Origin of the sequence: Pseudoalteromonas sp. HM-SA03 (genome assembly GCF_002289345.1) — a bacterium.
Lineage (GTDB): Bacteria > Pseudomonadota > Gammaproteobacteria > Enterobacterales > Alteromonadaceae > Pseudoalteromonas.
On record NZ_NSDG01000112.1, the window covers coordinates 1 to 23,774 of the forward strand.

A 23,774-nucleotide genomic window follows, 5' to 3' on the forward strand; every position below is an offset into this window, starting at 1 on the left:
GATAAAGCCTAAGCCATCAAAGTACCCACATAAAAAAAGAAATGCCAGTCAGCTTAACTGACTGGCATTACGCATCAGCGACCTTTTTATAGCTCATAAACTCGCGAGGGGACGATCAATACTCTCTATCCACAGAAAGTTTAGCAAGTCCTATAAGTGCTTCTTTATGCTCTGAGTCAGGTAAAACGCTCAATTGTGCAATCGCTTTTTGGGCTTCTTCTTGAGCTTTAGCCATCGTGAAGTCAAGTGCTTTGGTCTCGGCTAGTGTTGCTAAAATATCTTCAAGATAATCAAGTCCATTACCACTTTCTATTGCTGTTCTGATCTGAGCTGTTTGCTGAGCATTTGCATGCTGCATTGCATAAATAAGCGGAAGCGTAGGTTTACCCTCGGCGAGATCATCGCCAATATTCTTGCCAAGTAGTTCTGCGTTAGCACTGTAGTCAAGAATATCGTCTACAAGCTGGAAGGCTGTGCCTAAATGCATACCGTAAAGCTTAAGCGCAGTTTTAGTTTCGTCTGATTGTTCTAACACTATAGCGGGTAGTAAAGTTGCAGCTTCAAATAGCTTTGCCGTTTTGCTGTAGATAACCTGCATATAACTCTTTTCAGTTGTATTTGGGTCATTACAGTTCATTAGCTGTAACACTTCGCCCTCAGCGATAATATTGGTTGCATCCGCTAGGATCTGCATGACTTCCATATTACCAAGGCCAACCATCAACTGGAAAGAACGAGTGTAGATAAAATCACCAACCAATACGCTTGCCGCATTTCCAAATTCAGCATTTGCGGTTGGTTCTCCACGGCGCAGTAATGACTCATCAACCACGTCATCGTGGAGTAAGGTTGCAGTGTGAATAAACTCTACAATTGTCGCTAGCGTGATATGTTTATCACCTTCGTAACCTAATGCTCGCGCGGCCAAAAGGGATAACATTGGGCGGATGCGTTTTCCTCCGCTATTTACAATGTATAAACCTAGCTGTTTTACAAGTGCAACATCAGATTGCATTTGTTGATGTATAAGTTGGTTGACGTTAAGCATATCTTGCTCAACCAAATTTTGGATAGTTTTTATATCCATTGCGCTCCGAGCCAATCTATTAACCGAAAATGAATAAACTCGGCGATTGTACTACAAAAAAATCATCGACTCGATAAATTGTCGTAGTTGCTTATAAAAAAACGTTTTTATGCTTACTTTTTGTGCTTTTAATGGTCGCGTAATGGATGAAACAGGTACAGTGAAATCTCGTTTGGTACTGTATTAGGTAAACCATAGATTCGCCTTTTGTCTGATGAATTGGGAGAAAAAAGAGCTTGGCTTTGACATTTTTTTGACTAGAATAGGGGAAAATATTTGATTGCCCTCATACGAGCTAAATTTTATTCACTTTCTTCAAATTTGCTCTTGCGCCAAGATACGCATTAGCGTAAACTTCGCGCCCTATTGAAGAATATTAAGTTGCGTCGATTTGAGGGCGCACAGACGGAGTTAATTATGTACGCGGTTTTCCAAAGTGGTGGTAAACAGCACCGTGTGACTGAAGGTCAAACAATTCGTTTAGAAAAGCTAAACGTTGAAACTGGTGCAGCAGTTGAATTTGATTCAGTACTTCTAATTGCTGATGGTGAAAAGATCGAGATCGGTGCACCGTTTGTTAACGGTGGTAAAATTACAGCTGAAGTTGTATCTCACGGTCGTGGCGAGAAGATTAAGATTGTTAAATTTAGACGTCGTAAGCATTCTCGTAAGCAGATGGGCCACCGTCAGTGGTTCACTGAAGTTAAAATCACTGGCATTAGCGCTTAATTTTTAGAGGTACAGAAAGATGGCACATAAGAAGGCAGCTGGTAGTACTCGTAACGGTCGCGATTCAGAAAGTAAACGCTTAGGTGTTAAACGTTTTGGTGGCGAATCAGTTCTAGCGGGTAGCATCATCGTTCGTCAACGTGGTACTAAGTTCCACGCTGGTTCTAACGCAGGTATCGGTAAAGACCACACAATCTTCGCAAAAGCAGACGGTAAAGTTGTTTTTGAGCAGAAAGGTCCTTTAAACCGTAAATACGTTAGCATCGTTGCTGAGTAATCGGTATTAAATACTAAAAACCCCGCTTAGGCGGGGTTTTTTGTTTTCAGCACATCAATTACCAAATTAGCTATATCAAGACGTATTAATACAATTGATATTAGGAGCGATTTGTCGCTGCTGCTATAATGGTGTAGTGAATTCAGACAGAGTTAAAGAGTTTAAACCATGAAGTTTGTCGATGAAGTAGAGATCAGAGCGGAAGCCGGAGATGGGGGCAGTGGTGTCGTTTCATTCCGCCGCGAAAAGTTTGTGCCAGATGGTGGCCCAGACGGTGGTGATGGTGGCGATGGCGGTAGTGTATTCCTGCAGGCTGATGAAAATTTAAATACGCTTATCGACTATCAGTTTGAACGCTTTCACAGGGCTGAACGTGGTACCAACGGTCAAGGCCGTAATTGTACTGGTAAAAAAGGTCAGGACTTAGTACTTAAGGTACCAGTTGGTACAAGAGTTACAGATGTCGATACTGAAGAGTGTTTAGGTGATTTGACCAAAAACGGACAAAAGCTGATCGTAGCAAAAGGTGGGTATCACGGTCTTGGTAATACGCGTTTTAAGTCAAGTACTAATCGTGCACCAAGACAGAAAACGCTGGGTACCCAAGGTGAAGTTCGCAACCTTCGCTTAGAATTAATGCTGCTTGCAGACGTCGGCTTATTAGGGCTGCCAAATGCTGGTAAATCTACGTTTATCCGCAGTGTATCTGCTGCTAAGCCAAAGGTTGCAGACTATCCATTTACCACGCTAGTGCCTAACTTAGGTGTTGTGAGACCTGAAGCGAGCAAGTCATTTGTAATTGCTGATATCCCTGGTCTAATCGAGGGTGCTGCGGATGGTGCTGGTCTTGGCATTCGCTTCTTGAAGCACTTAGAGCGCTGTCGAGTGTTATTACACATTATTGATGTGATGCCGGTTGACGGTAGTGATCCCGTTGAGAATGGCTTCGCTATTATTAACGAACTGCATCAATACAGCCCTAAATTAGCGGAAAAGCCTCGTTGGCTAGTGCTAAATAAAGTGGATTTATTGCTTGAAGAAGAAAGAGAAGAAGTATGCGCCCGTATTGCTGAAGAGTTAGACGCAGAAAACTTTTATATGATCTCTGCTGCAAACAAGTTAAATACGCAGCCTTTATGCTTTGATATCATGAACCTTCTTGAAAGCATGCCAAAAGATAAATTCGAAGAAGAGCAGCAAGAAGTTGAATTTAAGTGGGACACATACCACAGACATGCAACTAAAAATGATAAGAGCGATGATGATGACTGGGATGATTGGGATGACGAGGACTACGATGTTGAAGTTATTTACGAGCGTTAAATTACATTGAATTTATTCTAAGAGGCCCATATATGGGCCTTTTTTATGCCTATTTGAACAGTATATTACTTCAACTCAGTATTCTCGCCGCAATTCTGTTGAAGATGATATACTAATCAACCTGAACTCGGGATAACAACTTGTTCTCTAGCAGCTGTTATCCCTTACTACTGCGTTAAATTTGTTTGCAATAGGCCAGCTATTGACGCACAAATTTGCCTTGTATTAAGAAATAACTTCTGGCTAGAGTGATACTACGCTTTTGAGCTTAGTGATTTTAGTGGATTAACTTACTTCTTATCCCGAGTTCAGGCTAATCAAACATCTTGCATGCTAATTGTGTGTATAAACTAATACTAAAATACTATAAAGGTGCGTTGTGGTAATTTCAATGATAGCTGCGATGGCAAATAACCGTGTTATCGGAAAAGATAATGATATGCCGTGGCACTTGCCTGCAGATCTTCAACATTTCAAAAAGGTCACACTAGGTAAACCTGTGATTATGGGCCGAAAAACATTTGAGTCTATTGGTAGACCTCTTCCTGGCCGTAGAAACATAGTGATATCCAGAAATCTTGGCTATACTCAAGAAGGTATTGAAGTCCTCGCTTCACCTGAAGCCGCACTTAGTGCCGTTAGGGGTTGTGATGAAATTATGATAATTGGTGGTGGTCATATTTATGACATATTCTTACCTTATGCTCAGCGACTCTATTTGACCTTCATAGATTTAGAAGTTGAAGGGGATACTCAATTTCCTAACTACGAGCAAGTTGCTGAATGGGAAGTGCTTGAAACTGAGTGTAACGAACCTGATGAAAGAAATAATCATAGTTATAAATTCGTAACTCTGAACAAAAAACTATGAGTTTCTTGCTAACAATTGTTTAGGTTGCTAAAATATAGCCAGTTATATTCTACGAATAAAGTATTAAAGGGTCTGTGTAATGAAATTAACTACCGTGCTACTGTCAGCTTCTATCGCTGTTGCAGCTTTTTCTTTCAGCAAACCAGTAAGTGCAAACGATCAGTTGGCGCTTTCTATATGTGAATATATCGCTGCGGACGATAAAAATCGCATTCGTAACGCTTTGAAAACATCACGCCTTAAAATGCGTAATGTTTACGATGCAATCCAGTGCAACGGTAACAACTTACTTAGACATGCAATTGCTAGCAACGCAGTTGATTCGGGTGAGTACATTATAAAAAGTATTCCAAAGAGCGCGTTAGAAGATGGTAAAGATTTAGCATGGGCTGAATCAAACCACGGTGGTTCAACATTGATTGCTGTCATCAAAGAGCGTGCAGGCCTTTAATTTTAAAGTTTACGCAATATGAAAGAGCCCTTACTAGGGCTTTTTTTATGTCTGAACTTTCTAATAAACATACACTTGAGTTCAAAGACCTCACTAATTCTCCCAATCTATTTTTTGATTAGAATCAGTTTCCTTCCAATTTTTGTAATAAATTTCTGCTAAGGCTCTTGAGAAATCGAGCAATCGTGCCAATACTATTGTTAAGGGTAAACGCAAAAGAAGGATTGCATATGAAGATTAATTTATCTGGCCATCACGTAGATGTAACCGATGCTGTTAAAAACCACGTTCATGAAAAGTTTGCCAAGATCGCTAACCATTTTCCGTCGTTGTTATCCCTAGACATCATCGTCAGCAAAGAACACAAACAATTTTACACGGAGATAAGTACAAACTACGCAGGTAGCCGAATATCGGTAAAAGGTGAAGACGAAGTGATGTATCCTGCTATTGCTAAAGCGTCTAAAAAGCTAGATGCAGCTTTGAAGCATCGAAAAGGTCAGTTAAAAGCCAATAAACATCAAAAGCCGGTGAGTACAACGCCACCTATTGCGCACGAGATTATTCAAGAAATGGAACTGAAATAACCTTAGTTTCAGATAAACATCAGGCCCTACGGGGCCTTTTTTGATACACTTTCCCAATCATCCTAGCTAGTCCTAATTACGAGCATATGCCAGATTACCAAGAAATTTTAGAACAGGCTGCGCAGCGAGTTCAACCGTTGTTACGCCAAGGCAAAGTTGCTAACTATATTCCCGCTTTAGCTGAGCAACCATTAGAACAATTTTCTGTTTCTCTGCATACGGTAGATGGCGAAACCTATAGTGCCGGAGATACTGAAGCCAGATTTACAATTCAATCAGTATCCAAAGTAATGACATTGACATTAGCGCTGCAGCGCTATGGCGACGAGCTTTGGAGTCGAGTAGGGAAAGAGCCTTCGGGTACTGCTTTTAACTCCTTAACCCAGCTTGAGTTCGAAAATGGTATTCCAAGAAACCCCTTTATAAATGCAGGTGCTATTGTAACTTGTGATGCGCTTTACTCTCGTTTATCCGCTCCAATTCATACCATGCTAGAAAGCTATAGAGTGATGTCAGGTAACGATAAGCTGTGTATTAATAAGATTGTGGCGCAGTCTGAGTATGATCACAGGTATAGAAATGCAGCGATGGCTTATTTGATGAAGTCATTTGGCAACTTTAATAATGAAGTCGAGGATGTGTTGTGGTCATATTTCAATTTTTGTGCAATTGAAGTGAATACCACTGAGTTGGCGAAGTCATTTTCCTATCTGTCTAGTCAGGGTTACTGCAACTTATCAAAACAGCGGATACTTACCAAAAAACAAACCAAGCAAATGAACTCGCTGTTATTTACAAGTGGTCTTTACGATGCTGCAGGTGACTTTGGTTATCGAGTAGGGATGCCTGGCAAGTCGGGTGTCGGGGGGGCAATAATCGCTATCGTGCCTAATCGTTTTACGATTTCGGTGTGGTCACCTGGACTTGATAAAGTTGGTAACTCTTTGGCTGGGATCGCGGCATTAGAATACCTATCCAACGAACTTGGTACTGCTATTTTTTGATGCCAAGTTATATACACTAGCCAAGCTATAGAGCATAAAAATAGCGACTGTCGTCGCTATTTTTACCAATCCCAAACAGTCTAAGAACCGTTATTGCTCCCAGTATGACTGCTCTAGTGAGTCTTCACGCTCAGGTAGGCCTCGAGATAGCCTTGGAGAGTGTTGAACGAGTACCTCGTAGCTTGCACGGTTTGCATACTTGCTTATCTGTGCCAGAGATGAATAGGTAATTGCACTTTGCTCATGTTTTGCTGAGTTTGGTACATTCAGCTTATGGTATTCATTGGCGCAAATATCATGTAGAACAGCGGCAAGGGCGCAATCACCGGCACCATTAGTATTCTTGATAATATCCGGTCCACCCATGTAAGGGGCGGTATGGCTGTATGCTCTGATCGGCTGCTCACATTGGGCTTTTTTCATTGCGCGTGAGAATTCGTAGCGATTAAATTCAGGAATAGCACCGGGAAGTAATGGGTATTCAGTCACACGCTTGCAGCTGTCATCAACATAACCCGCCATAAACAGCCCTTTAGGGCCCGCAGTACAAATGACCATGTCAACCCAATCTAACGCTTTATCCGCGGCGAGAAGTGGATCGCTAAAGCCTGTGATCGCCTCACCTTCTTCTTCGTTCATCGCAAGGATATCAACATGTTTAGCAACGAAGTCAGCCCACCATCTGGGGTCTTGTTCAATTAAGAACTTAGTGCCAAGCGTCAATACTACGGGTATGCCAGCATTATTGGCATACTCAACTGCCTGCATCGTTGCTTGTGTCATGGTTTCGTCGCCACTCGTACGCATCAAGTAAGCGCTGATCACTAACGCCGATGATTCTTCGATAAGCGTTTGGCAAATAGACTCAGGACGTAGGTGATTCATTAATCCTGCGCTGATAGCAAAAGTTCGCTCACCACTGTCATCGATAAGTGTAAAGCAACGACCTATTGGACCATCAACTGGCTGCAAGTAGTCCAGATCAACTCGGCTTGAGGTGTTACATAAAAATTTATAGGCGTAGCTGCCAATCTTTATGTTTTCACTCATCACCCCAAGCAGTACTGAGCGGTCATCTGCTAGCACTGAATAGTTGTGCATGGTGTTACCTATGGTACCGCCGGCAAATTCATAGTCGATCATGTCATCACGTTTTAGCCTATCATAAAGGGCGTTGGTGACATCATTGTCTATCACTTGTGACATACCACGCTGTAAGTGGAATTCATCAAGAAAAGCTTGATCCACTTTTGCTTCGATATCAACGACGATTTGATCTATACCACAGATATAGCTCCTTTTTAGCCGATCATCAGCGTGTAACTGGTTAATAAGCGGATCTTTATCTTCCACCGGAAAATAGTGTTTATGCCTACGGCGTCCCGGAAATTTCATATTCTACCCGTGTGTTTTTGAGCTTACGAAATAAAAAAAGCGGAGAATTATAGCGTAAATCCAACCCTGTGAGCCACGGCAAAATTGCGAAAATTATCAATAATGTCCGCAAAATATTAAAAAGATGTTGGTAACATCCTGAGTTTGTTTATAAAAACAGCTGAATTAGTGACTGTGATTATTTAAGAATAGCAGCTTAGCCTGAGTTCTGCTGGAGGTGATATACTCCATTTTAGATGAGGACGACAATAAAATTACCATGTCAGAAGTAAAAGATGATCAATATTGGATGAAAGTGGCGTTAGCATTTGCTGACAAAGCTGAAGCCGAAAACGAAATTCCTGTCGGCGCTGTTGTAGTGAAAAATGGTGAAATGATAGCTGCGGGTTGGAACCGTTCAATTACCTGCCATGATCCTTCGGCTCACGCTGAAATGATGGCTATTAGAGAGGCAGGGNATTATCGGCTGATTGATTGCACTTTATATGTGACGCTTGAACCATGTCCTATGTGTGCTGGGTTGCTGGTCCATAGCCGCTTGAGTCGGGTGGTGTTTGGTGCCTCTGACGCAAAAACGGGCGCGGCTGGCTCGATAATGAACCTGCTACAACATGAAAAGCTTAACCACCAACTAGAAGTTACATCGGGTGTACTGAGTGAGGTATGTGGCGAAAAGCTGTCTGCATTTTTTAAGCGCAGACGCCAAGAGATTAAAGCAGCAAAAAAGTTGAAAAACGGTAGTACTTAGGGTTGTACTACCGCAGTGGCTGTTTTCGCATCCCTTTGCTCTTCCATTTGAATTAGCGCAAAAATACGATGGCGCAAGAGCATTTTACGGTGTGCATTTTTCATCATTACACGGCGACGATTTGGTGATGTGTACTTGGTGTTACGTTTAAATTGATGATTCCGACGTCTTCTCAACATAGAACCTCCGAATGTGAGAGATTAGCTGGGGGTAAAGCCCCAAATATTAATTTAGTATAAATACGCTATGCCTATGACAGATTTATGACCTTTTGAAGCATTTATCAAGCCAGTTTAGTAAATATTAATTATTGTTGCTTCTCGACTTCACTGGCTTTGTCTAGATTATCAACCGGAGTCGTTTGCGAAGAGGCTTTACTGCTGTCAGGTAGGAGTGCACCGTTGTCTTCCAACCACACAAGTGCATCATAATAGCGGCGAATATTATCTACATACGTTACCGCGACATCACCACGAGCATATCCATATCTTGTATTTCGATAGTAGCGCTTTTTAGTAAGTAGTGGTAGTCGTTTTTTAACGTCTGCCCAGTTATTCGGATCGCCTCCTTGAACCGCAGTAATGTTACGTGCATCTCGTACATGTCCCCAGCCTACATTGTAAGAAGCGAGGGCAAGCCAAGTAGTATCGGGCTGCTGTATTTCTTCAGGCATACGGTCAAATAAAATACGTAGATATTTGGCACCACCTTCAATATTTTGCTGTGCATTAAGGCGGTTTGTCACGCCAACTCTTTTAGCGGTAGGTTGTGTTAGCATCATGATACCACGAACCCCTGTGGGAGACTTAGCTTTGGGATCCCACATCGATTCTTGATAGCTGACTGCTGCAAGTAGACGCCAATCGATATTGTGCTGTTTCGAGTAACTTTTAAACCATTCGAGATAAGTTGGTAAGGTACTATGTACAGCTTCGACAAAGGCTAAGGTGTTTACATAATTAAACTCTTCGATATGACCAAAATACTTCTCTTCGAGCGTGCTCAAAAAGTTGTTTTGTTGTACTCGAGCGAAAAATGCAGGTAGCAACGCATATAACGAATCGTCTTTTTCATTACGCATCATCCACGCCACATGTTCATCTTTAGTAACTGAAAACGCAATACTGACGGTTGGGTGGTAGCGTCTAAATAGGGCCAGTGAATGTGAGTCTGTAATGGTGTAGTCAATCTCTCCATCAATGATGGCCTGAAGCAGCTCTTCCTCACCTTTATCTGAGACAACCTCCCAACTCAAATGAGGATGGCTTGTTTTTGCTTCTTCGAGGGCAATTACATGATTGCTGTGTGCAAGTACGGTAATTGGCGCTTTAATATCATCAAAGTCTCTCGGCCACTCTCTCCCTTGTTTGTACACGAGCTTTTGACTGATCATTCTATACGTTGGGCCAAAACGATATTGCGCTGTTCTTGATGGGTGAAAGCTCACCGCGGAGGCGACGATATCTAGGTCTCCGGCATCTAGCCTTGCAAATAACTCATCTAAGTTAAAGTAAGGAACGATGTGTAATTCAACACCAAGCTTATTGGCAAATTCACTCGCCAGTTCATACTCAAACCCTTGTTCTCCAGTGGTGCCTTGGTAATAGTTTCCTGGGCCTGCGAGTGTACCAACACGTAATACCTTATTTTGTTTTACATGTTGCAACTGATTAAGTGGGGCTTTGTCGCACCCAACTAAACAGATGACAACAAAGCACATAAAGATGTATTTAAACATGACCTAGTCTCTCTTTTGCGCTCGAAATCCCAACTTACCGCAGCAAAATCATAATTGCAAAAGCCGAATTAACTTAAGGTAATGATAGATTTGCATGATATTTTCTAGTTTTGACAAATTAGTGTTAATTCCGCGCGCTATTTCCACTATAATGAGCGCCCAAAGATATCGTTCAATCCTTAACCCCGGATGAAAATACCTATGTTAATCCTACGTGGTGCACCTGCACTTTCAGATTTCAAAGTCCAAAAGATCCTTAAAACCTGCGCTGCAGCTCAATTACCAGTTTCCAATGTTTATGCCGAGTTCATGCATTTTGCTGATTTAACGGCTGAGCTTTCAGAGGCTGAGTTAACTAAGCTAAACAGCCTGTTAAAGTATGGACCGACTATTACGGAGCACACGCCAGAGGGCAAACTGATCTTGGTAACACCAAGGATCGGAACTATCTCTCCTTGGGCTTCTAAAGCGACAGATATTGCAAACAACTGTGGCCTTACGCAAGTACACCGTGTTGAGCGTGGTATTGCTTATTATGTTGAGGGTGAACTAACACAAGCTCAGTTCGAAGAAGTTGCACAGTTACTTCATGACCGCATGACCGAATCAGTTCATGCAGAGCTTGATGATGCAGCTAAATTATTCCGCACGGAAACGCCTCGCCCAATGTCTTCAGTGGATATTCTTGGCGGCGGCCGTGAAGCACTTGCGGTTGCGAACGTTGAGCAGGGCTTTGCACTTGCCGATGACGAAATCGACTACTTGGTAGAAAGCTTTGAAAAGCTTGGCCGTAACCCTAATGACATCGAACTGTTCATGTTCGCTCAAGCAAACTCTGAGCACTGTCGTCACAAAATTTTCAATGCTGATTGGACTATCGATGGTGTAGAACAGCCTAAGTCGCTGTTTAAAATGATTAAAAACACCTATGAAACCAATAGCGACAACGTATTGTCGGCGTATAAAGATAACGCCGCGGTAATGACCGGCTCTAAAGCGGGTCGTTTCTTCCCAAATACTGATGGCGAATACGCTTACCACGAGGAAGATATCCACATTCTGATGAAAGTGGAAACGCACAACCACCCAACGGCGATTGCGCCATTTTCTGGCGCATCAACAGGTTCAGGTGGTGAGATCCGCGATGAAGGTGCAACCGGTCGAGGTTCTAAACCAAAAGCGGGTTTAGTTGGCTTCACGGTTTCTAACCTTCGTATTCCGGGTTTTGAGCAACCTTGGGAAACTAACTTTGGTAAACCAGGGCGTATCGTTAATGCATTAGACATCATGCTTGATGGCCCACTAGGTGGCGCTGCATTTAACAACGAATTTGGTCGTCCAAACCTATTGGGTTACTTCCGTACTTACGAAGAAAAAGTAGAAAGCCATAATGGCGCTGAAGTACGTGGTTACCACAAGCCAATCATGATCGCTGGTGGTTTAGGTAACATCCGTGAAGATCACGTGCAAAAAGGCTCAATCCCTGTAGGTGCTAAGCTAATCGCACTTGGCGGTCCTGCAATGAATATTGGTCTTGGCGGCGGGGCTGCTTCATCAATGGCATCTGGCCAATCAAACGAAGATTTAGACTTTGCTTCTGTTCAGCGTGAAAATCCAGAGATGGAACGTCGTTGTCAGGAAGTGATCGACAAATGTTGGCAGCTTGGTGATGATAACCCAATTGCGTTTATTCACGATGTGGGCGCGGGTGGTTTATCAAATGCATTTCCTGAGCTTGTTGACGATGGCGGCCGTGGTGGTAAGTTCCAGCTACGTAACATCCCGAACGATGAACCAGGCATGGCACCACACGAAATCTGGTGTAACGAGTCGCAAGAGCGTTATGTATTGGCGGTTGCAGCTGAAGACTTTGCTCGCTTTGAAGCAATTTGTAAGCGTGAGCGCGCACAATATGCGGTAATTGGTGAAGCGACGGAAGAGCGTCATCTAACCGTAGCTGATAGCCACTTTGATAATAATCCTGTGGACCTGCCACTAGACGTATTACTTGGCAAGCCACCTAAAATGCATCGTGACGTTGAGTCAAAGCGTGTAGTGGGTACAGCATTAAATACTGCAGGTATTGAACTTGAAGATGCGGCTAAGCGTTTACTTCGCCTACCAACGATTGCTGAGAAAACATTCCTTATCACGATTGGTGACAGAACCGTAACGGGTCTAGTTGCACGTGACCAAATGGTTGGCCCTTGGCAGGTACCAGTCGCTAACTGCGCGGTAACTGCGGCAACTTACGATACTTACCACGGTGAAGCGATGTCGATGGGTGAGCGCACCCCTGCGGCACTACTTAACTATGGAGCATCGGCTCGTCTAGCGGTGGCAGAGGCGTTAACCAATATCGCTGGTGCTAATATCGGTAGCCTCAACAACATTAAGCTTTCTGCAAACTGGATGGCGGCTGCAGGTCACCCAGGCGAAGATGCGGGTCTTTATGAAGCGGTTAAAGCGGTTGGTGAAGAGCTATGTCCTGCATTAGGTCTTACAATCCCAGTTGGTAAAGACTCAATGTCGATGAAGACAAAGTGGGATGAGAATGGCGAAGAAAAGTCAGTGACTGCGCCATTATCACTTATCATCACTGCATTTGGTCGTGTTGAAGATATTCGCAAAACAGTCACGCCTGAGCTTCGTACAGATAAGGGTGAAACCAGCCTATTCTTACTTGACTTAGGTGCTGGTCAAAACCGTCTTGGCGCGTCAAGCTTAGCGCAAGTGTACAAGCAACTTGGCGACAAAACACCTGATGTTGACAGCCCTGAGCTATTAAAAAGCTTCTACAATGCGGTACAAGTATTAGTTGAATCTGGCAAGCTTATCGCTTACCACGACCGCTCTGACGGTGGTCTATTCACCACTGCCGCGGAAATGGCGTTTGCAGGCCACACAGGTGTGAGCATCGAGTTAGATGCGCTGCAAGGTACAGACTTAGAAGTGTTATTCAATGAAGAGCTTGGCGCAGTATTGCAAGTTCGCAATGATGATATCGCTGCGGTTGAAGCGGTATTTGCCGAGCACGGTATTGCTAATATTGCGCATCGCATCGGTACGCTAAACGGTGAAGACAAGGTTATCTTTACTCGTGGCGGTCAGGCGGTACTTGAAAATACTCGCACTGAGCTTCGCACTATCTGGGCTGAAACAACTTACCAGATGCAAGCACTACGTGATAATCCAGATTGCGCAAAGCAAGAGTTTGACGCTAAGTTCGATGACAAAGATCCGGGCCTTAACGTTAAACTAAGCTTTGATCTAAACGAAGATATCGCAGCGCCTTACATTGCAAAAGGGGTAAAGCCTCAAGTTGCCATCTTGCGTGAACAAGGCGTTAACTCACATATCGAAATGGCAGCAGCATTTAACCGTGCTGGCTTTGCGGCAATCGACGTACACATGAGCGATATCCTTGAAGGTCGCTTAACGCTAGAGCAATTCAAAGGCCTAGTGGCATGTGGTGGCTTCTCATACGGTGACGTTTTAGGTGCTGGTGAAGGCTGGGCTAAATCAATTCTATTCCATGACTCAGCACGTGAGCAATTCCAAGGCTTCTTCCAACGCCAAGATACTTTCAGCTTAGGTGTTTGTAATGGTTGTCAGATGCTTTCTACATTAAAAGAGCTGATCCCTGGCACGGAAAACTGGCCACGTTTTGTTACGAACAAGTCAGAGCGTTTTGAAGCGCGTTTCAGCTTAGTTGAAGTACAGCAAAGCCCGTCAATCTTCTTTGATGGTATGGCTGGCTCTCGCATGCCAATCGCGGTATCACATGGTGAAGGTCATGCTGAGTTTGCAAGCGAAGCGGCGGTACAAACTGCACTGAATTCAGGTTCAGTTGCTGTGAAGTTTGTTGATAACTACGGTGATCCAACCACTCAGTATCCAGCTAACCCGAATGGCTCTCCTGCTGGTATTACAGGCATGACGTCAACAGACGGTCGTGCAACTGTAATGATGCCGCACCCTGAGCGTGTATTCAGAGCAGTTGCAAACTCTTGGCACCCAGATGAGTGGCAAGAAGACAGCCCTTGGATGCGTATGTTCCGCAATGCGCGTAAGCTAGTAGGCTAACATATATGAAAAAGGTCACTTCGGTGACCTTTTTTATTCATGGCTCGATAATTATCTATCGGGTACACTGAAAGGGAAATACCAATCAGATTTTAGGAATACGAATGAAAAAATGGCTTTGGAGCTTAGCGTTGATACTCAGTGTTTTAGTGGGTGTTTACCTTGCCAAAGTTCCTTTGTCGCTCTGGGCCATTAAACATTTTATACCAGTTAATGAACTTCAGGTCAGTTGTCTTGACTGGCGCTTGTCGGGCTTCAATCGTATCCATATTACAAAAGCATGTGTGCAGACAGATGCGTTTAATGCCGAGCTTTATGATGCGCAACTCAGCATCCAACAAGTCAATATTGAAAAAGCGAACATGCAACTTCTTCCGTCCAAAAATTCAGATGCAACTCAGCCACAGCGCCTTGCATTGCCACTCGACATCACCAGACCCAAAATGCATGTTGCCAAGCTGTCTATATCTGGCGAGCCATTACCAAAGCCATTAGTTGTGTCGATTTCGGAGTCCGAGCTGAATCAATTTGTAATAGCTGGTGACATCGCTGCAAAAGTTACGTTGCAGCCAGAGCGTATTGCTGCAAATATTGATCTAAGTGGCGAGTACCTCAGCGCTTTGTTACCTCCTCAGATCCAAGCCCTTTCAGGAACTAGCCAACTTGAATTCGATGGCCTGGCTATGGACGCAAAGCTGGAACTTGAAACTTTAGTAGCGCTTGAACAGGCTGAGTGTAAAAGTACCGTTGCGTATATAGGCGCTGTGTCAGGGCGGTATGATTTAGCCATGCAGCAGGGGAAGGTAGCAGTTGCCGAGCCGATTTCAGCGAAATCAACGCTTAATTGTCTTACTTCTGAATATAGTAAACTGTTACCGACCACTTGGCAGCTTCGTTTACCGAGTGAAATTACCATTTCTGCCGATTCAATCGCGACAGATTTACTTGAAGTGACAGGTAAAGATAAACCGCTACAGCTTGAAGTTAACGAGTTGGCAGTCGACTTAACTGAGCCTTTCGTCAAGGGTGATATTCGCCTTGAATTTTCCGATGAAAAGTGGGGCGCGCATACACTGGCGGGAGCGCTTAGCGCGCGGCCAAATTTTGTTAATATGAGCGGGGAAATCACAAGTGACCTTCAAAAGCTTACACTGTCAGATGTTATTGCCGAGAACCTAGAATTCAATAGTCGCTTCAAAATATCGGGTAACCCAACCGAGCTAATTACAGTTGAGGCTAAGCCGGCCATATTCTCAACCCAGCTGTCGACATCAGGTTTAGTGATTGATAATCCATCTCTGACGTTTGATTTACACGCGCAGCTAGATGTGCCAAAACTCAAAAGTGGACATCTACTACACAGAGTCTTACCTGAAGGAATGAGTTTTGCGATAACACTTGATTCAACACTGCAAAACCTGAGTGTTGAGAATGTAACAGCAAAACAGAGTGCGTTGAGCGGGCGAGTCGTGCTTGAGCCTACACACGATTTTGATATCAACCTCAACTTAACCAGTGCACAGATACAACAACAGAATTACAAACTGAATGAGTTAGCGCAGACACTGCACTGGCAAGGCTCAGTCGCGACCGGAGAAATCTTTTCAACCTTGTCGGGCAATACCAGGGTAGCAGAAGTTAACTTAGCCGAACTCAGTTTGAAAAACGTGAGCATTGACAGCAAAGGGCAGCAAAGCCGCGGATTGATGGCGTCACATGTGATTAATATTGATGGTGTAAAGGCGTTGCTTGAGCATCAATATTCAAGCTTAAAACATCCAGCACAATTACATGTGCCCACACAGCAACTCACTCAACTTCAGCCATATATTGACGCGCTTTTACCGAACTTAAACCTTACCCATGGTAACTTCTATGCAGTACTCGAAGGGGATTTATCCACGCGTATATTTACCTTATATGGAGGCATTCAAAACGGCTCTGCGTTATTTAATGAGCGGCTTATTCAAAATGCAGCGATTGATGTCTTTGGTCTACTAAGTTCAGCTAATATTCAACTCAAGCCAACCACACTGAATGTTGAAGAGTTGAGAGCTGGTGTTATCGTTCAAGCAATAACAGGCCAACTGCTCAGCGAAGCTGGCGTGGCAAAACTAAAAGATATTAACGCACAGGTTTTTGCCGGTAACGTGGGGATTGATGAAGTTAGTTTGGTCCCAACGCCGCAGGTCGTTCAGGTGTCGTTAGATAAACTGAGTTTGGATCTTATTGCCGCCTCTGGGCATGATGCAGGCGTTGAGCTCAGAGGGCTGATCTCAGGCAAGTTACCAGTACAAGTATCTTCATCTGGGGTGCGTATTGATTCTGGTCAGATCCATAATGTTGGTGAAGGGCTATTAAAGGTTGAAAACAATGCATCAATTAATGCGCTAAAAGCGCAGCAACCTAGCTTACAAACGGTGATTGGTGTACTTGACGAGTTGACCATTGAGCAATTGAGTAGTGGCGTAAATTTAAGTGAGGACGGCTGGTTGGACTTAGATGTTAAAATTACAGGAATTAACAAACTCCAACAACAACCAGTAAACTTTAACTATACACATTCAGAAAATGTGTTTACCTTATTACGAGCCCTACGCTTGAGCGACGAGATCACGCGCGAAGTGGAAAATGCGTTAAATAAAGAGGAGCGTTAGTGAATGAAATGGATGCTAGTGATATCAGCTTTATTGGTATTGAGTGCTTGTACTCATAAGGTGCAAGTAGAAACCAAAGAGCCCATTACGATCAACTTAAATGTAAAAGTAGATCATGAGATCCGCGTGAAGGTGGATAAAGAACTCGACAACTTATTCAGCGAAGACAGCGAGCTATTCTAAGGAGGATTTATGAAGCTTAAAGCAATCTCTACCCTAATTATTGGACTCAGTATGAGCTTCGCCGCATTCGCAATTTCTATTGACGATGCTAAATCACAGGGGTTGGTTGGTGAGACTACATCAGGCTATCTTGGTGTGGTAAAAAATGGCCAAGGCGTACAGCAGCTAGTTGATGAAGTGAATGAAAAGCGCAAACAGAAATACCAGCAATTAGCGAAAAAGAACGGTATCACGCTTGAGCAAGTAGAGGCTTTAGCGGCTAAAAAAGCGTATAACAAAACGCAATCAGGTCATTATATTCAAGTCAATGGCAGCTGGGTGAAAAAGTAGTAATTCAAAACCTTACAAGAAAAGGCTGGCTAAACCAGCCTTTTGACTATTTAACCGAAGCTTAGGTTATTTAACCTTGTGGCATTGCTGCAGTAAATGCTGCCAAAACGCTTCCCCTTTACGTCTTGCGAGGCGGATGTTATTTTCTGGGATCTGTTCAGGATCCTCATAGTCTTCTAATGCTTGGGCCATACTTTCTTCGCGGATCAAGTGGAGTGTTGGGTAGGGCGCGCGGTTAGTATAGTTTGCTGCGTCATGCTCATCGCTATCAGCGAAAACATAATCGGGGTGAAAGGTGGCAATTTGATAGGTGCCTTCAAACCCTTGCGCTACTAATAAAGCGTTTGCTAGGTCGACGAGATCCAAAAAGTCGTCAAAATTGCTAAAACCCTTATCAAATATAACTAATGTAGTTTCTCGCTCTGGCTCATGGTTTAACTCTGAGCACTGCTCTAACATATCCATCACGGCATCGTCGTGGCTTATTGCTTGAGACACGAAATAATGGATACTGTTACTTTCAACTTCCTGTCGAGCAAATGGACAAAAGTTGTATTTCACAATGACTTGGCTAACCCAGTTTTGCATTGTAGAGGTGACTGTATTCATGAATTATTCCAAGCTCTTATTGATTAGTTTCATGGTATTAGCAATAGCTCCGGTATTTTCAGCTAGTACCGATTGAGCATTAGCACCGATTTGCGTTCGAAGCGATTTATCTTTAAATAGCGTAATAATTTGAGCGGCAAGCTTGTCCTTATCATCGACTACGATGGCCCCTTGTTGCGCGATAAGTTGAGGATATATATGCGCAAAATTATAGGTATGTGGGCCGGTTAAAATTGGTACACCATGAGCCGCGGCTTCTAGTGGGTTATGACCGCCGCGCTCAATCAAGCTACCGCCAATATAGGCGATATCGGCACCGCCAAATAACCACTTTAATTCCCCTAAAGTATCCGCTAACAAGACCGAGGCTTCTGTGTTTATGTTGTCGCTGCTCTTTCTGGTAGAAGCGATCTCTTGCTCACTGAGGTAGTCAGCAACCGCTTGAAACTGCTCGGGATGGCGAGGCGCTATAATGAGTAACGCATTAGTTACCTGCTTTAATACTCGCTGATGTGCAGCAATGATTTGCTCATGTTCCTTAGGATGCGTAGATCCCGCAAGCCAAATTAACCGCTCGGGGTAATTTGCTTGAAACTGTCTTGCCTTAGCAATTTCTTCTTCAGTGACTGAGATATCAAACTTGATTGAGCCGGTAATGTGAAGCTTAGATTGAACGAGCCCAAGCTTGATAAAACGCTCGCCGTCTTCTTCATTATGGGCTGCGAGCAGATCTATGTTGCTCATTAAGCCTTTCGTTAACCAAGCGTGCTTTTTATAACCTTGGTATGACTTTTCAGAGAGTCTGGCATTGACTACCAAGGTTTTACATTGGTTTTGTTTGGCGTAATGAAAAAGATTAGGCCACAGCTCAGTTTCCATCACAATAAGGAGTTTGGGCTTCAAGGTATTGAAAAATTTTCTGACCGCAAAAGCAAAATCTATAGGTAAATAACAGACATGTACTTGAACATTGCTGTGAAAAGCTTTTGTTATCTCTTCTCTACCTGTTGGGGTGTTACAAGTGACAATGATTGGAGCCACAGTTTGTTCTTTCAGTACTGATTTTATGAGAGGTGTGGCTGCAAGTACTTCCCCAACGGAGGCGCAATGGATCACAATCGCATGTGGCGGCAGCTGGTTTAGGTTAAAGCCGAAGCGCTCTGTAAAGTGAGTTCGATAGTCAGGGTTTTTCCTACCTCGAATAAAATACAGATAACTCAATAAAATAGGTGCTAATACTAGCAACAGTAAGGAATATAGTCGGCGCGCCATAGGAGTCGCTTAAGCTCAAAAATCAGTATTTTACCTTGTTCCAAGGCGAAATTGAATGAACAACACAATTTTACACAGTTCAACAGATGCCTAGGGGCTTCTGGTTTGATAGTATCTAACGCATTAATAGTAATGGAATGACAAAGATGAATTTAGCTCGAGTGCTAGCTTGCTGTAGTTTATTGGCTTCGAATCTTGCTTTTGCGAGTCCCACAGCCTATTTACCCATTGGACAAGATCCGCTGTTGGAATATCAAATCGATAAAATGTTTGCGTTGACCGTTGGTACGCCCATGGCAAAGCCTTACCGTATCAGTGAAATCAAGATGCATTTGATGAAGCTTAGGCATATTGACGCCACATTACAGCAGAGTATTAGTCAGGGAATTGCACCTTATTTGCAGGATGATGCGTTGACGCAAAGGTCGATAACAGTACGTGTTGATAGCGGTGAAGAAAAGCAAATCGCCAACGACAGAGGTAATTACAGCGGTGAGTATGCTGAATTGGGGCTCGGTGGTGTTTGGCGTGGAAGTGAATCAAGCATTTTACAAATTGGTGCTGAGTATCGAGTAGATGCAAACAAACTTGTTCCATACAATACGTTTTATGGCATGTCCTACGGTAACTTGCAGCTTAATTTAGGATATAAAGAACATTGGTTTTCACCATTTAAGCATTCGGCTCAAGTATATTCTAATAACGCTAGACCTTCATTATCAGCTTCTTTGGGTTTAGTTGTGCCTATTCGAAATTGGTGGAACTTCGATTTTGAGCTGTTTTATTCTGAACTTGAGAAAGTTCATGACGGGATTCGTTTTCAAGGCACGCTTCACGATGGAACACCTAAAATAGCAGGTAGTCACTTTAGTATAGAGCCATTAGCTGGATGGAAGATCGGTCTAAACAGAGTCATGCAATTCGGAGGCGGACCTAGAAAAGTAGATTTTAAGGACTTTGTTAAGGCATATTTTGACCCTGTTGGAAACGATAATAAGATAGGTGATCTCACTCAAGATGATGAACTGGGCGATCAATGGGCAACTATCACGACCAGCTTTACCACAAATTACGGCACTCAAGCACAATGGTATTTAGAATACGGTGGCGAGGATAGCAATAATCATAAGAACTATTTGTTTGGTAATACGGTTGTGAATGTTGGTGTTTTTCTCCCTCAATTGACTTCAACGACTTCATTACGCTATGAGTTTACTGATATGGAAAGCTTATGGTATGTAAACGAAATTTACGATACTTATGGAAATACGATCGACGGATTTGGCGTTGGGCATTTTGCTGCAAACCATCGCCAGTTCGATGATGGAGCACCGACGCAAATTCACGTTTTAGAAGGTACTTACCAATCAGATTATCGTTCATTATGGAGAGCTAAGCTTTCAGTTATCGATAATGAAAGTAATTATTTGAATGAACTTGGTGAGCTTGGCGCAGAGTACGAACGTGGCTACGAGTTTGAACTGGCGCATATTGGTGAAGCTTATAGCAAGCAAGTCGAAACTAAATTAACCTTGGGTAAAGATGTCTTCGGTGAGAATTACACTTGGTTATCAGTCCATGTATACTGGTAAGTATTACGCGGGACAAGCATAGTATAGTTTAGGAACAAATATGTCATTGAATGAACAAGTAGCACAAAGCTACTTTGCAAGCTTACAGCGCCATGTTGATGTTTTTGAAACAATGGCAAACTATCACCAAGAATGTGTCGAGCTACTTGAAGCATGCCAAAGCACATTAGCAGCCGGTGGTAAGGTCATTTGGTTTGGTAATGGTGGTAGCGCGGCAGATGCTCAGCATCTCGCTGCGGAATTTGTGGTACGTTACAAATTAGAGCGTGGTCCTTTGGCCTCTATTGCACTAACTACCGACACCTCAATTTTGACCGCGCACAGCAATGACTATCACTTTGACTCAGTATTTGAACGTCAAGTTCAGGCACTTTGTAAACCGGAAGATATGGTGATTGGTTTAACCACATCAGGCACGAGCCCTAATATCAACTTGGCACTTCAAGCCGCAAATGAAATTGGCGCATTTACCGTTGCACTGACTGGTAGAACTGGTGGCAAAGTGAAGGACATTGCTAAATTACCGATTATTATCGCAAACGACGAGACTGCACGTATTCAAGAAGCGCATATGTTTATTGGTCACTGGCTATGTGAAGCGGTCGATATGCTCGTTGCGGCGGAGCAAAAGGCATGAAGTTAGCGGCGCTTCAGCAACTAAATCAAGCCAAGGTATTGGTGGTTGGCGATGTGATGTTGGATAGATACTGGCATGGAGATACCGGGCGTATTTCTCCTGAGGCTCCAGTACCTGTGGTTAAAGTCAGCGCATTGGAGGAGAAAGCCGGTGGTGCGGCGAACGTTGCCAAAAACATCGCTCATCTAGATGGTAAAGTGGGTTTGCTTGGGCTTATCGGCGAAGATGACAATGGTAAAACGCTTGAGGCTATTCTTACCAAAGAAAATATTGAATCTAGCCTAGTTAACGTCGTTGAGCTGCCGACTATCGCAAAAATGCGTGTGATCAGCCGTCATCAGCAAGTGGTTAGACTCGATTTAGAAGAACCTTTTCAGTTATCTCACAGTCAATTATTGCTTGAGCGTTTGAAGCAAGAAGTTGATAAGTATGACTTTGTGTTGTTTAGCGACTACAACAAAGGCGCTTTGTGCGCTATTTCAGACATGATTGCGGTGGCTAAAGCTGCTGGTAAAACGGTACTTATTGACCCTAAAAATAGTGACTTGAGCCTCTATCAAGGTGCTGATTTTATCACGCCTAACTTAAACGAATTTAAACTCGCTGGTGGAGATACAAGTAGCGAAGAGGCACTCACCTCTAGTGCGCGTGAACTTCTGAAAACGTCAGGGATCGGCGCTATGTTGCTGACGCGCTCCGAGCAAGGTATGTCTTTGATAACTAATACTGAAAAGTTTGATTTCCCAGCTCAAGTACAGGAAGTAAGTGATGTTACGGGAGCTGGCGATACCGTGATCGCCACACTGACGACGATGTTAGGCGCAGGAATGTCTGCTAAAGACGCGGTGGAAGTTGCAAATATTGCCGCAGGCATTGCCGTGAGTAAGTTAGGTGCTGCAACGGTGTCACCGGAAGAGTTGAGTCGCAAACTGGGTCAATATCTTAGAGAAACGGGCGAACACTACCAAACGCCGTTTGAGGAAGTGCTTAAGCACATTACTTTTGCCAAGCAAAATGGCGAAACCATCGTGTTTACCAATGGCTGTTTTGATATTCTCCATGCAGGCCATGTGCGTTATTTAGCGCAAGCTAAAGCGATGGGCGACAGACTCGTCGTTGGGTTAAATAATGATGAATCGATCTCGCGTCTCAAAGGACCTGAACGTCCAATCAATCCATTGAAAGAGCGGGCCATGGTGTTATCTGCACTCGCTTCTGTGGATTGGGTTATCCCGTTTGGCAGTGTTGAAGAAAATGATACACCAGCTAAGTTGATAGAAATGGTCAGCCCTGATATTTTGGTCAAAGGTGGTGACTATAAAGTGGAAGATATTGCAGGTGCAGAGCATGTGCTTAATCAAGGTGGAAAAGTCGAGGTGTTAGCATTTTTGGATGGCTGCTCGACTTCCAATGTGATTAAAAAGGCACAGTTACAAAAGAGTTAACGTGCGCTGTGGTAGGCTTTTGTTAACACTTGCCATTGATTTTCATCAAAATAAAAGGTCGGCCATTTGCCGGCCTCTTTTTTAAATGAACGTTGTAAACGTTCCATGTTTGCGTGCTGCCAACTTGAGTTTGGCTGCATGATTCTGCCCTTATCAAAATCAATTAGAAATACTTTGCCGTCGGCATCAAACAAAATATTGTTGATGTTCAAATCATCATGATAGGCACCGGCTTGATGAAACTGAGCAATGGTGTGGCCGATACTTTCCAGTTCATTTGTACTAAGCGTTCTTGCTTGCAAAATTTCGCAAACACTGGTGGCATCAGGCACCGCTTCGGTCAAAATATCTGCACGATAAATACCAAAATGAAGCGATATTCTTGCGCCAAGTGGTGTTGGGACTGGTAAACCTTGTAGTTGTAGTTGCTCTAGCAAAGCAAACTCTTGATATACGCGAGTATTTTCTAGTTTGGTAAAAATATATTGATCACTCAACAGCTTGCCGATTAAGCCACCTCGATAATAGTGCTTAAGTACCGCAATGCCTTGGTTAAATTGCACGAACCACGCCGTTGCTCGGCCTTCTTTCGAGCCGACAATCGCATTATTTTTCTGCCAATATTTAGGGTCAAACATTTCTTCTGAAACATCATAATCTAGGGTTGAAGGCGTTAATAAATAGCTATGTGGCTGTTTGGTGATTTGCACAATATAGGATTCTTAAGAGTCAATTGTGACATTCTAACGATTT

Annotated in this window: 22 protein-coding genes; 15 read left to right on the forward strand and 7 right to left on the reverse strand. The window is 43.4% G+C overall.

Annotated elements, in window-relative coordinates; all coding sequences use genetic code 11:
* Positions 1-115: 115 nt before the first annotated feature.
* Positions 116-1,087, reverse strand: a complete 972-nt coding sequence (gene ispB, locus CKO50_RS21380) for an octaprenyl diphosphate synthase (RefSeq protein ID WP_095729809.1) — start codon at positions 1,085-1,087, stop codon at positions 116-118.
* Between the two features lie 417 nt (positions 1,088-1,504).
* Between ispB and rplU the strand changes: the two genes are divergently transcribed.
* The 7 genes from rplU to glsB all read left to right on the forward strand — a co-directional run bounded on the left by rplU (position 1,505) and on the right by glsB (position 6,329).
* Positions 1,505-1,816 carry a 50S ribosomal protein L21 gene (gene rplU, locus CKO50_RS21385; protein ID WP_010374575.1) on the forward strand — a complete coding sequence of 104 codons (312 nt, stop codon included), beginning with the start codon at positions 1,505-1,507 and terminating at the stop codon, positions 1,814-1,816.
* Positions 1,817-1,835: 19 nt separating this feature from the next.
* Positions 1,836-2,093: a 50S ribosomal protein L27 gene (gene rpmA, locus CKO50_RS21390; protein WP_010374578.1), complete on the forward strand. Its 258-nt coding sequence runs from the start codon at positions 1,836-1,838 to the stop codon at positions 2,091-2,093.
* A gap of 168 nt (positions 2,094-2,261) precedes the next feature.
* Positions 2,262-3,416 (forward strand): Obg family GTPase CgtA, encoded by a 1,155-nt coding sequence (gene cgtA / locus CKO50_RS21395; protein WP_095729810.1) that lies wholly within the window; start codon positions 2,262-2,264, stop codon positions 3,414-3,416.
* Between the two features lie 379 nt (positions 3,417-3,795).
* On the forward strand, positions 3,796-4,287 hold the full coding sequence (gene folA / locus CKO50_RS21400) for a type 3 dihydrofolate reductase (protein WP_176474727.1): 492 nt from the start codon (positions 3,796-3,798) through the stop codon (positions 4,285-4,287).
* A 79-nt stretch (positions 4,288-4,366) separates the two neighbouring features.
* Entirely contained in the window at positions 4,367-4,738 is a 372-nt protein-coding gene (locus CKO50_RS21405) for a DUF3718 domain-containing protein (protein WP_095729812.1), read from the forward strand.
* Positions 4,739-4,968: 230 nt separating this feature from the next.
* Entirely contained in the window at positions 4,969-5,325 is a 357-nt protein-coding gene (gene raiA, locus CKO50_RS21410) for a ribosome-associated translation inhibitor RaiA (RefSeq protein WP_010374586.1), read from the forward strand.
* A gap of 86 nt (positions 5,326-5,411) precedes the next feature.
* On the forward strand, positions 5,412-6,329 hold the full coding sequence (glsB, locus tag CKO50_RS21415) for a glutaminase B (RefSeq protein WP_095729813.1): 918 nt from the start codon (positions 5,412-5,414) through the stop codon (positions 6,327-6,329).
* 90 nt (positions 6,330-6,419) lie between these two features.
* Here glsB and CKO50_RS21420 read toward each other — a convergent pair whose 3' ends face one another.
* Entirely contained in the window at positions 6,420-7,724 is a 1,305-nt protein-coding gene (locus CKO50_RS21420; RefSeq protein WP_095729814.1) for an inosine/guanosine kinase, read from the reverse strand.
* 259 nt (positions 7,725-7,983) lie between these two features.
* Between CKO50_RS21420 and tadA the strand changes: the two genes are divergently transcribed.
* Complete coding sequence (gene tadA, locus CKO50_RS21425) at positions 7,984-8,472, forward strand: tRNA adenosine(34) deaminase TadA (RefSeq protein WP_095729815.1); 489 nt, start codon at positions 7,984-7,986, stop codon at positions 8,470-8,472.
* On the opposite strand, the gene CKO50_RS21430 is transcribed toward tadA, so the two are convergent.
* Positions 8,469-8,651 carry a hypothetical protein gene (locus tag CKO50_RS21430; RefSeq protein WP_010374594.1) on the reverse strand — a complete coding sequence of 61 codons (183 nt, stop codon included), beginning with the start codon at positions 8,649-8,651 and terminating at the stop codon, positions 8,469-8,471. The two genes, tadA and CKO50_RS21430, sit on opposite strands and share 4 nt — an antisense overlap.
* Before the next feature lie 128 nt (positions 8,652-8,779).
* A complete protein-coding gene (gene mltF / locus CKO50_RS21435; protein WP_095729816.1) occupies positions 8,780-10,210 on the reverse strand; it encodes a membrane-bound lytic murein transglycosylase MltF in 1,431 nt (476 codons plus the stop codon).
* Between the two features lie 201 nt (positions 10,211-10,411).
* On the opposite strand from mltF, the gene purL reads away from it, so the two are divergent.
* From purL to CKO50_RS21455, 4 genes are all read left to right on the forward strand, one after another.
* On the forward strand, positions 10,412-14,296 hold the full coding sequence (gene purL / locus CKO50_RS21440; RefSeq protein WP_095729817.1) for a phosphoribosylformylglycinamidine synthase: 3,885 nt from the start codon (positions 10,412-10,414) through the stop codon (positions 14,294-14,296).
* Positions 14,297-14,400: 104 nt separating this feature from the next.
* The gene (locus CKO50_RS21445; protein WP_095729818.1) at positions 14,401-16,953 is read left to right on the forward strand and encodes a YdbH domain-containing protein; all 2,553 of its coding nucleotides are present in this window, start codon (positions 14,401-14,403) and stop codon (positions 16,951-16,953) included.
* A 3-nt stretch (positions 16,954-16,956) separates the two neighbouring features.
* Positions 16,957-17,136, forward strand: coding sequence for a YnbE family lipoprotein (locus tag CKO50_RS21450; RefSeq protein ID WP_010374602.1), 180 nt, complete (start codon positions 16,957-16,959; stop codon positions 17,134-17,136).
* Positions 17,137-17,145: 9 nt separating this feature from the next.
* Positions 17,146-17,466 (forward strand): YdbL family protein, encoded by a 321-nt coding sequence (locus tag CKO50_RS21455; RefSeq protein ID WP_010607614.1) that lies wholly within the window; start codon positions 17,146-17,148, stop codon positions 17,464-17,466.
* Between the two features lie 66 nt (positions 17,467-17,532).
* Here the strand turns inward: CKO50_RS21455 and CKO50_RS21460 are convergent, their stop codons facing one another.
* Positions 17,533-18,075, reverse strand: a complete 543-nt coding sequence (locus CKO50_RS21460) for a DUF1415 domain-containing protein (RefSeq protein WP_095729819.1) — start codon at positions 18,073-18,075, stop codon at positions 17,533-17,535.
* A 3-nt stretch (positions 18,076-18,078) separates the two neighbouring features.
* The gene (waaA, locus tag CKO50_RS21465; RefSeq protein WP_095729820.1) at positions 18,079-19,347 is read right to left on the reverse strand and encodes a lipid IV(A) 3-deoxy-D-manno-octulosonic acid transferase; all 1,269 of its coding nucleotides are present in this window, start codon (positions 19,345-19,347) and stop codon (positions 18,079-18,081) included.
* A 146-nt stretch (positions 19,348-19,493) separates the two neighbouring features.
* Here waaA and CKO50_RS21470 point away from each other — a divergent pair, with 146 nt between their 5' ends.
* The 3 genes from CKO50_RS21470 to hldE are packed head-to-tail and all read left to right on the forward strand — an operon-like array spanning position 19,494 to position 23,021.
* The gene (locus CKO50_RS21470) at positions 19,494-20,939 is read left to right on the forward strand and encodes a capsule assembly Wzi family protein (RefSeq protein ID WP_095729821.1); all 1,446 of its coding nucleotides are present in this window, start codon (positions 19,494-19,496) and stop codon (positions 20,937-20,939) included.
* A gap of 40 nt (positions 20,940-20,979) precedes the next feature.
* Positions 20,980-21,576, forward strand: coding sequence for an SIS domain-containing protein (locus CKO50_RS21475; RefSeq protein ID WP_039491395.1), 597 nt, complete (start codon positions 20,980-20,982; stop codon positions 21,574-21,576).
* Positions 21,573-23,021, forward strand: coding sequence for a bifunctional D-glycero-beta-D-manno-heptose-7-phosphate kinase/D-glycero-beta-D-manno-heptose 1-phosphate adenylyltransferase HldE (hldE, locus tag CKO50_RS21480; RefSeq protein WP_095729822.1), 1,449 nt, complete (start codon positions 21,573-21,575; stop codon positions 23,019-23,021). Before CKO50_RS21475 ends, hldE begins: the two co-directional genes overlap by 4 nt.
* On the opposite strand, the gene CKO50_RS21485 is transcribed toward hldE, so the two are convergent.
* Positions 23,018-23,731, reverse strand: coding sequence for a 3-deoxy-D-manno-octulosonic acid kinase (locus CKO50_RS21485; RefSeq protein ID WP_095729823.1), 714 nt, complete (start codon positions 23,729-23,731; stop codon positions 23,018-23,020). The two genes, hldE and CKO50_RS21485, sit on opposite strands and share 4 nt — an antisense overlap.
* Between the last annotated feature and the right edge of the window lie 43 nt (positions 23,732-23,774).

Bases quoted from the DNA above. Each gene is read 5' to 3' on its own strand.
- glsB (WP_095729813.1), top strand. From the start codon at position 5,412: ATGCCAGATTACCAAGAAATTTTAGAACAGGCTGCGCAGCGAGTTCAA.
- CKO50_RS21445 (WP_095729818.1), top strand. From the start codon at position 14,401: ATGAAAAAATGGCTTTGGAGCTTAGCGTTGATACTCAGTGTTTTAGTG.
- CKO50_RS21405 (WP_095729812.1), top strand. From the start codon at position 4,367: ATGAAATTAACTACCGTGCTACTGTCAGCTTCTATCGCTGTTGCAGCT.
- CKO50_RS21475 (WP_039491395.1), top strand. From the start codon at position 20,980: ATGTCATTGAATGAACAAGTAGCACAAAGCTACTTTGCAAGCTTACAG.
- rpmA (WP_010374578.1), top strand. From the start codon at position 1,836: ATGGCACATAAGAAGGCAGCTGGTAGTACTCGTAACGGTCGCGATTCA.
- raiA (WP_010374586.1), top strand. From the start codon at position 4,969: ATGAAGATTAATTTATCTGGCCATCACGTAGATGTAACCGATGCTGTT.
- rplU (WP_010374575.1), top strand. From the start codon at position 1,505: ATGTACGCGGTTTTCCAAAGTGGTGGTAAACAGCACCGTGTGACTGAA.
- cgtA (WP_095729810.1), top strand. From the start codon at position 2,262: ATGAAGTTTGTCGATGAAGTAGAGATCAGAGCGGAAGCCGGAGATGGG.
- CKO50_RS21430 (WP_010374594.1), bottom strand. From the start codon at position 8,651: ATGTTGAGAAGACGTCGGAATCATCAATTTAAACGTAACACCAAGTAC.
- CKO50_RS21455 (WP_010607614.1), top strand. From the start codon at position 17,146: ATGAAGCTTAAAGCAATCTCTACCCTAATTATTGGACTCAGTATGAGC.
- waaA (WP_095729820.1), bottom strand. From the start codon at position 19,347: ATGGCGCGCCGACTATATTCCTTACTGTTGCTAGTATTAGCACCTATT.
- CKO50_RS21460 (WP_095729819.1), bottom strand. From the start codon at position 18,075: ATGAATACAGTCACCTCTACAATGCAAAACTGGGTTAGCCAAGTCATT.
- CKO50_RS21470 (WP_095729821.1), top strand. From the start codon at position 19,494: ATGAATTTAGCTCGAGTGCTAGCTTGCTGTAGTTTATTGGCTTCGAAT.
- CKO50_RS21450 (WP_010374602.1), top strand. From the start codon at position 16,957: ATGAAATGGATGCTAGTGATATCAGCTTTATTGGTATTGAGTGCTTGT.
- hldE (WP_095729822.1), top strand. From the start codon at position 21,573: ATGAAGTTAGCGGCGCTTCAGCAACTAAATCAAGCCAAGGTATTGGTG.
- ispB (WP_095729809.1), bottom strand. From the start codon at position 1,087: ATGGATATAAAAACTATCCAAAATTTGGTTGAGCAAGATATGCTTAAC.
- mltF (WP_095729816.1), bottom strand. From the start codon at position 10,210: ATGTTTAAATACATCTTTATGTGCTTTGTTGTCATCTGTTTAGTTGGG.
- CKO50_RS21420 (WP_095729814.1), bottom strand. From the start codon at position 7,724: ATGAAATTTCCGGGACGCCGTAGGCATAAACACTATTTTCCGGTGGAA.
- purL (WP_095729817.1), top strand. From the start codon at position 10,412: ATGTTAATCCTACGTGGTGCACCTGCACTTTCAGATTTCAAAGTCCAA.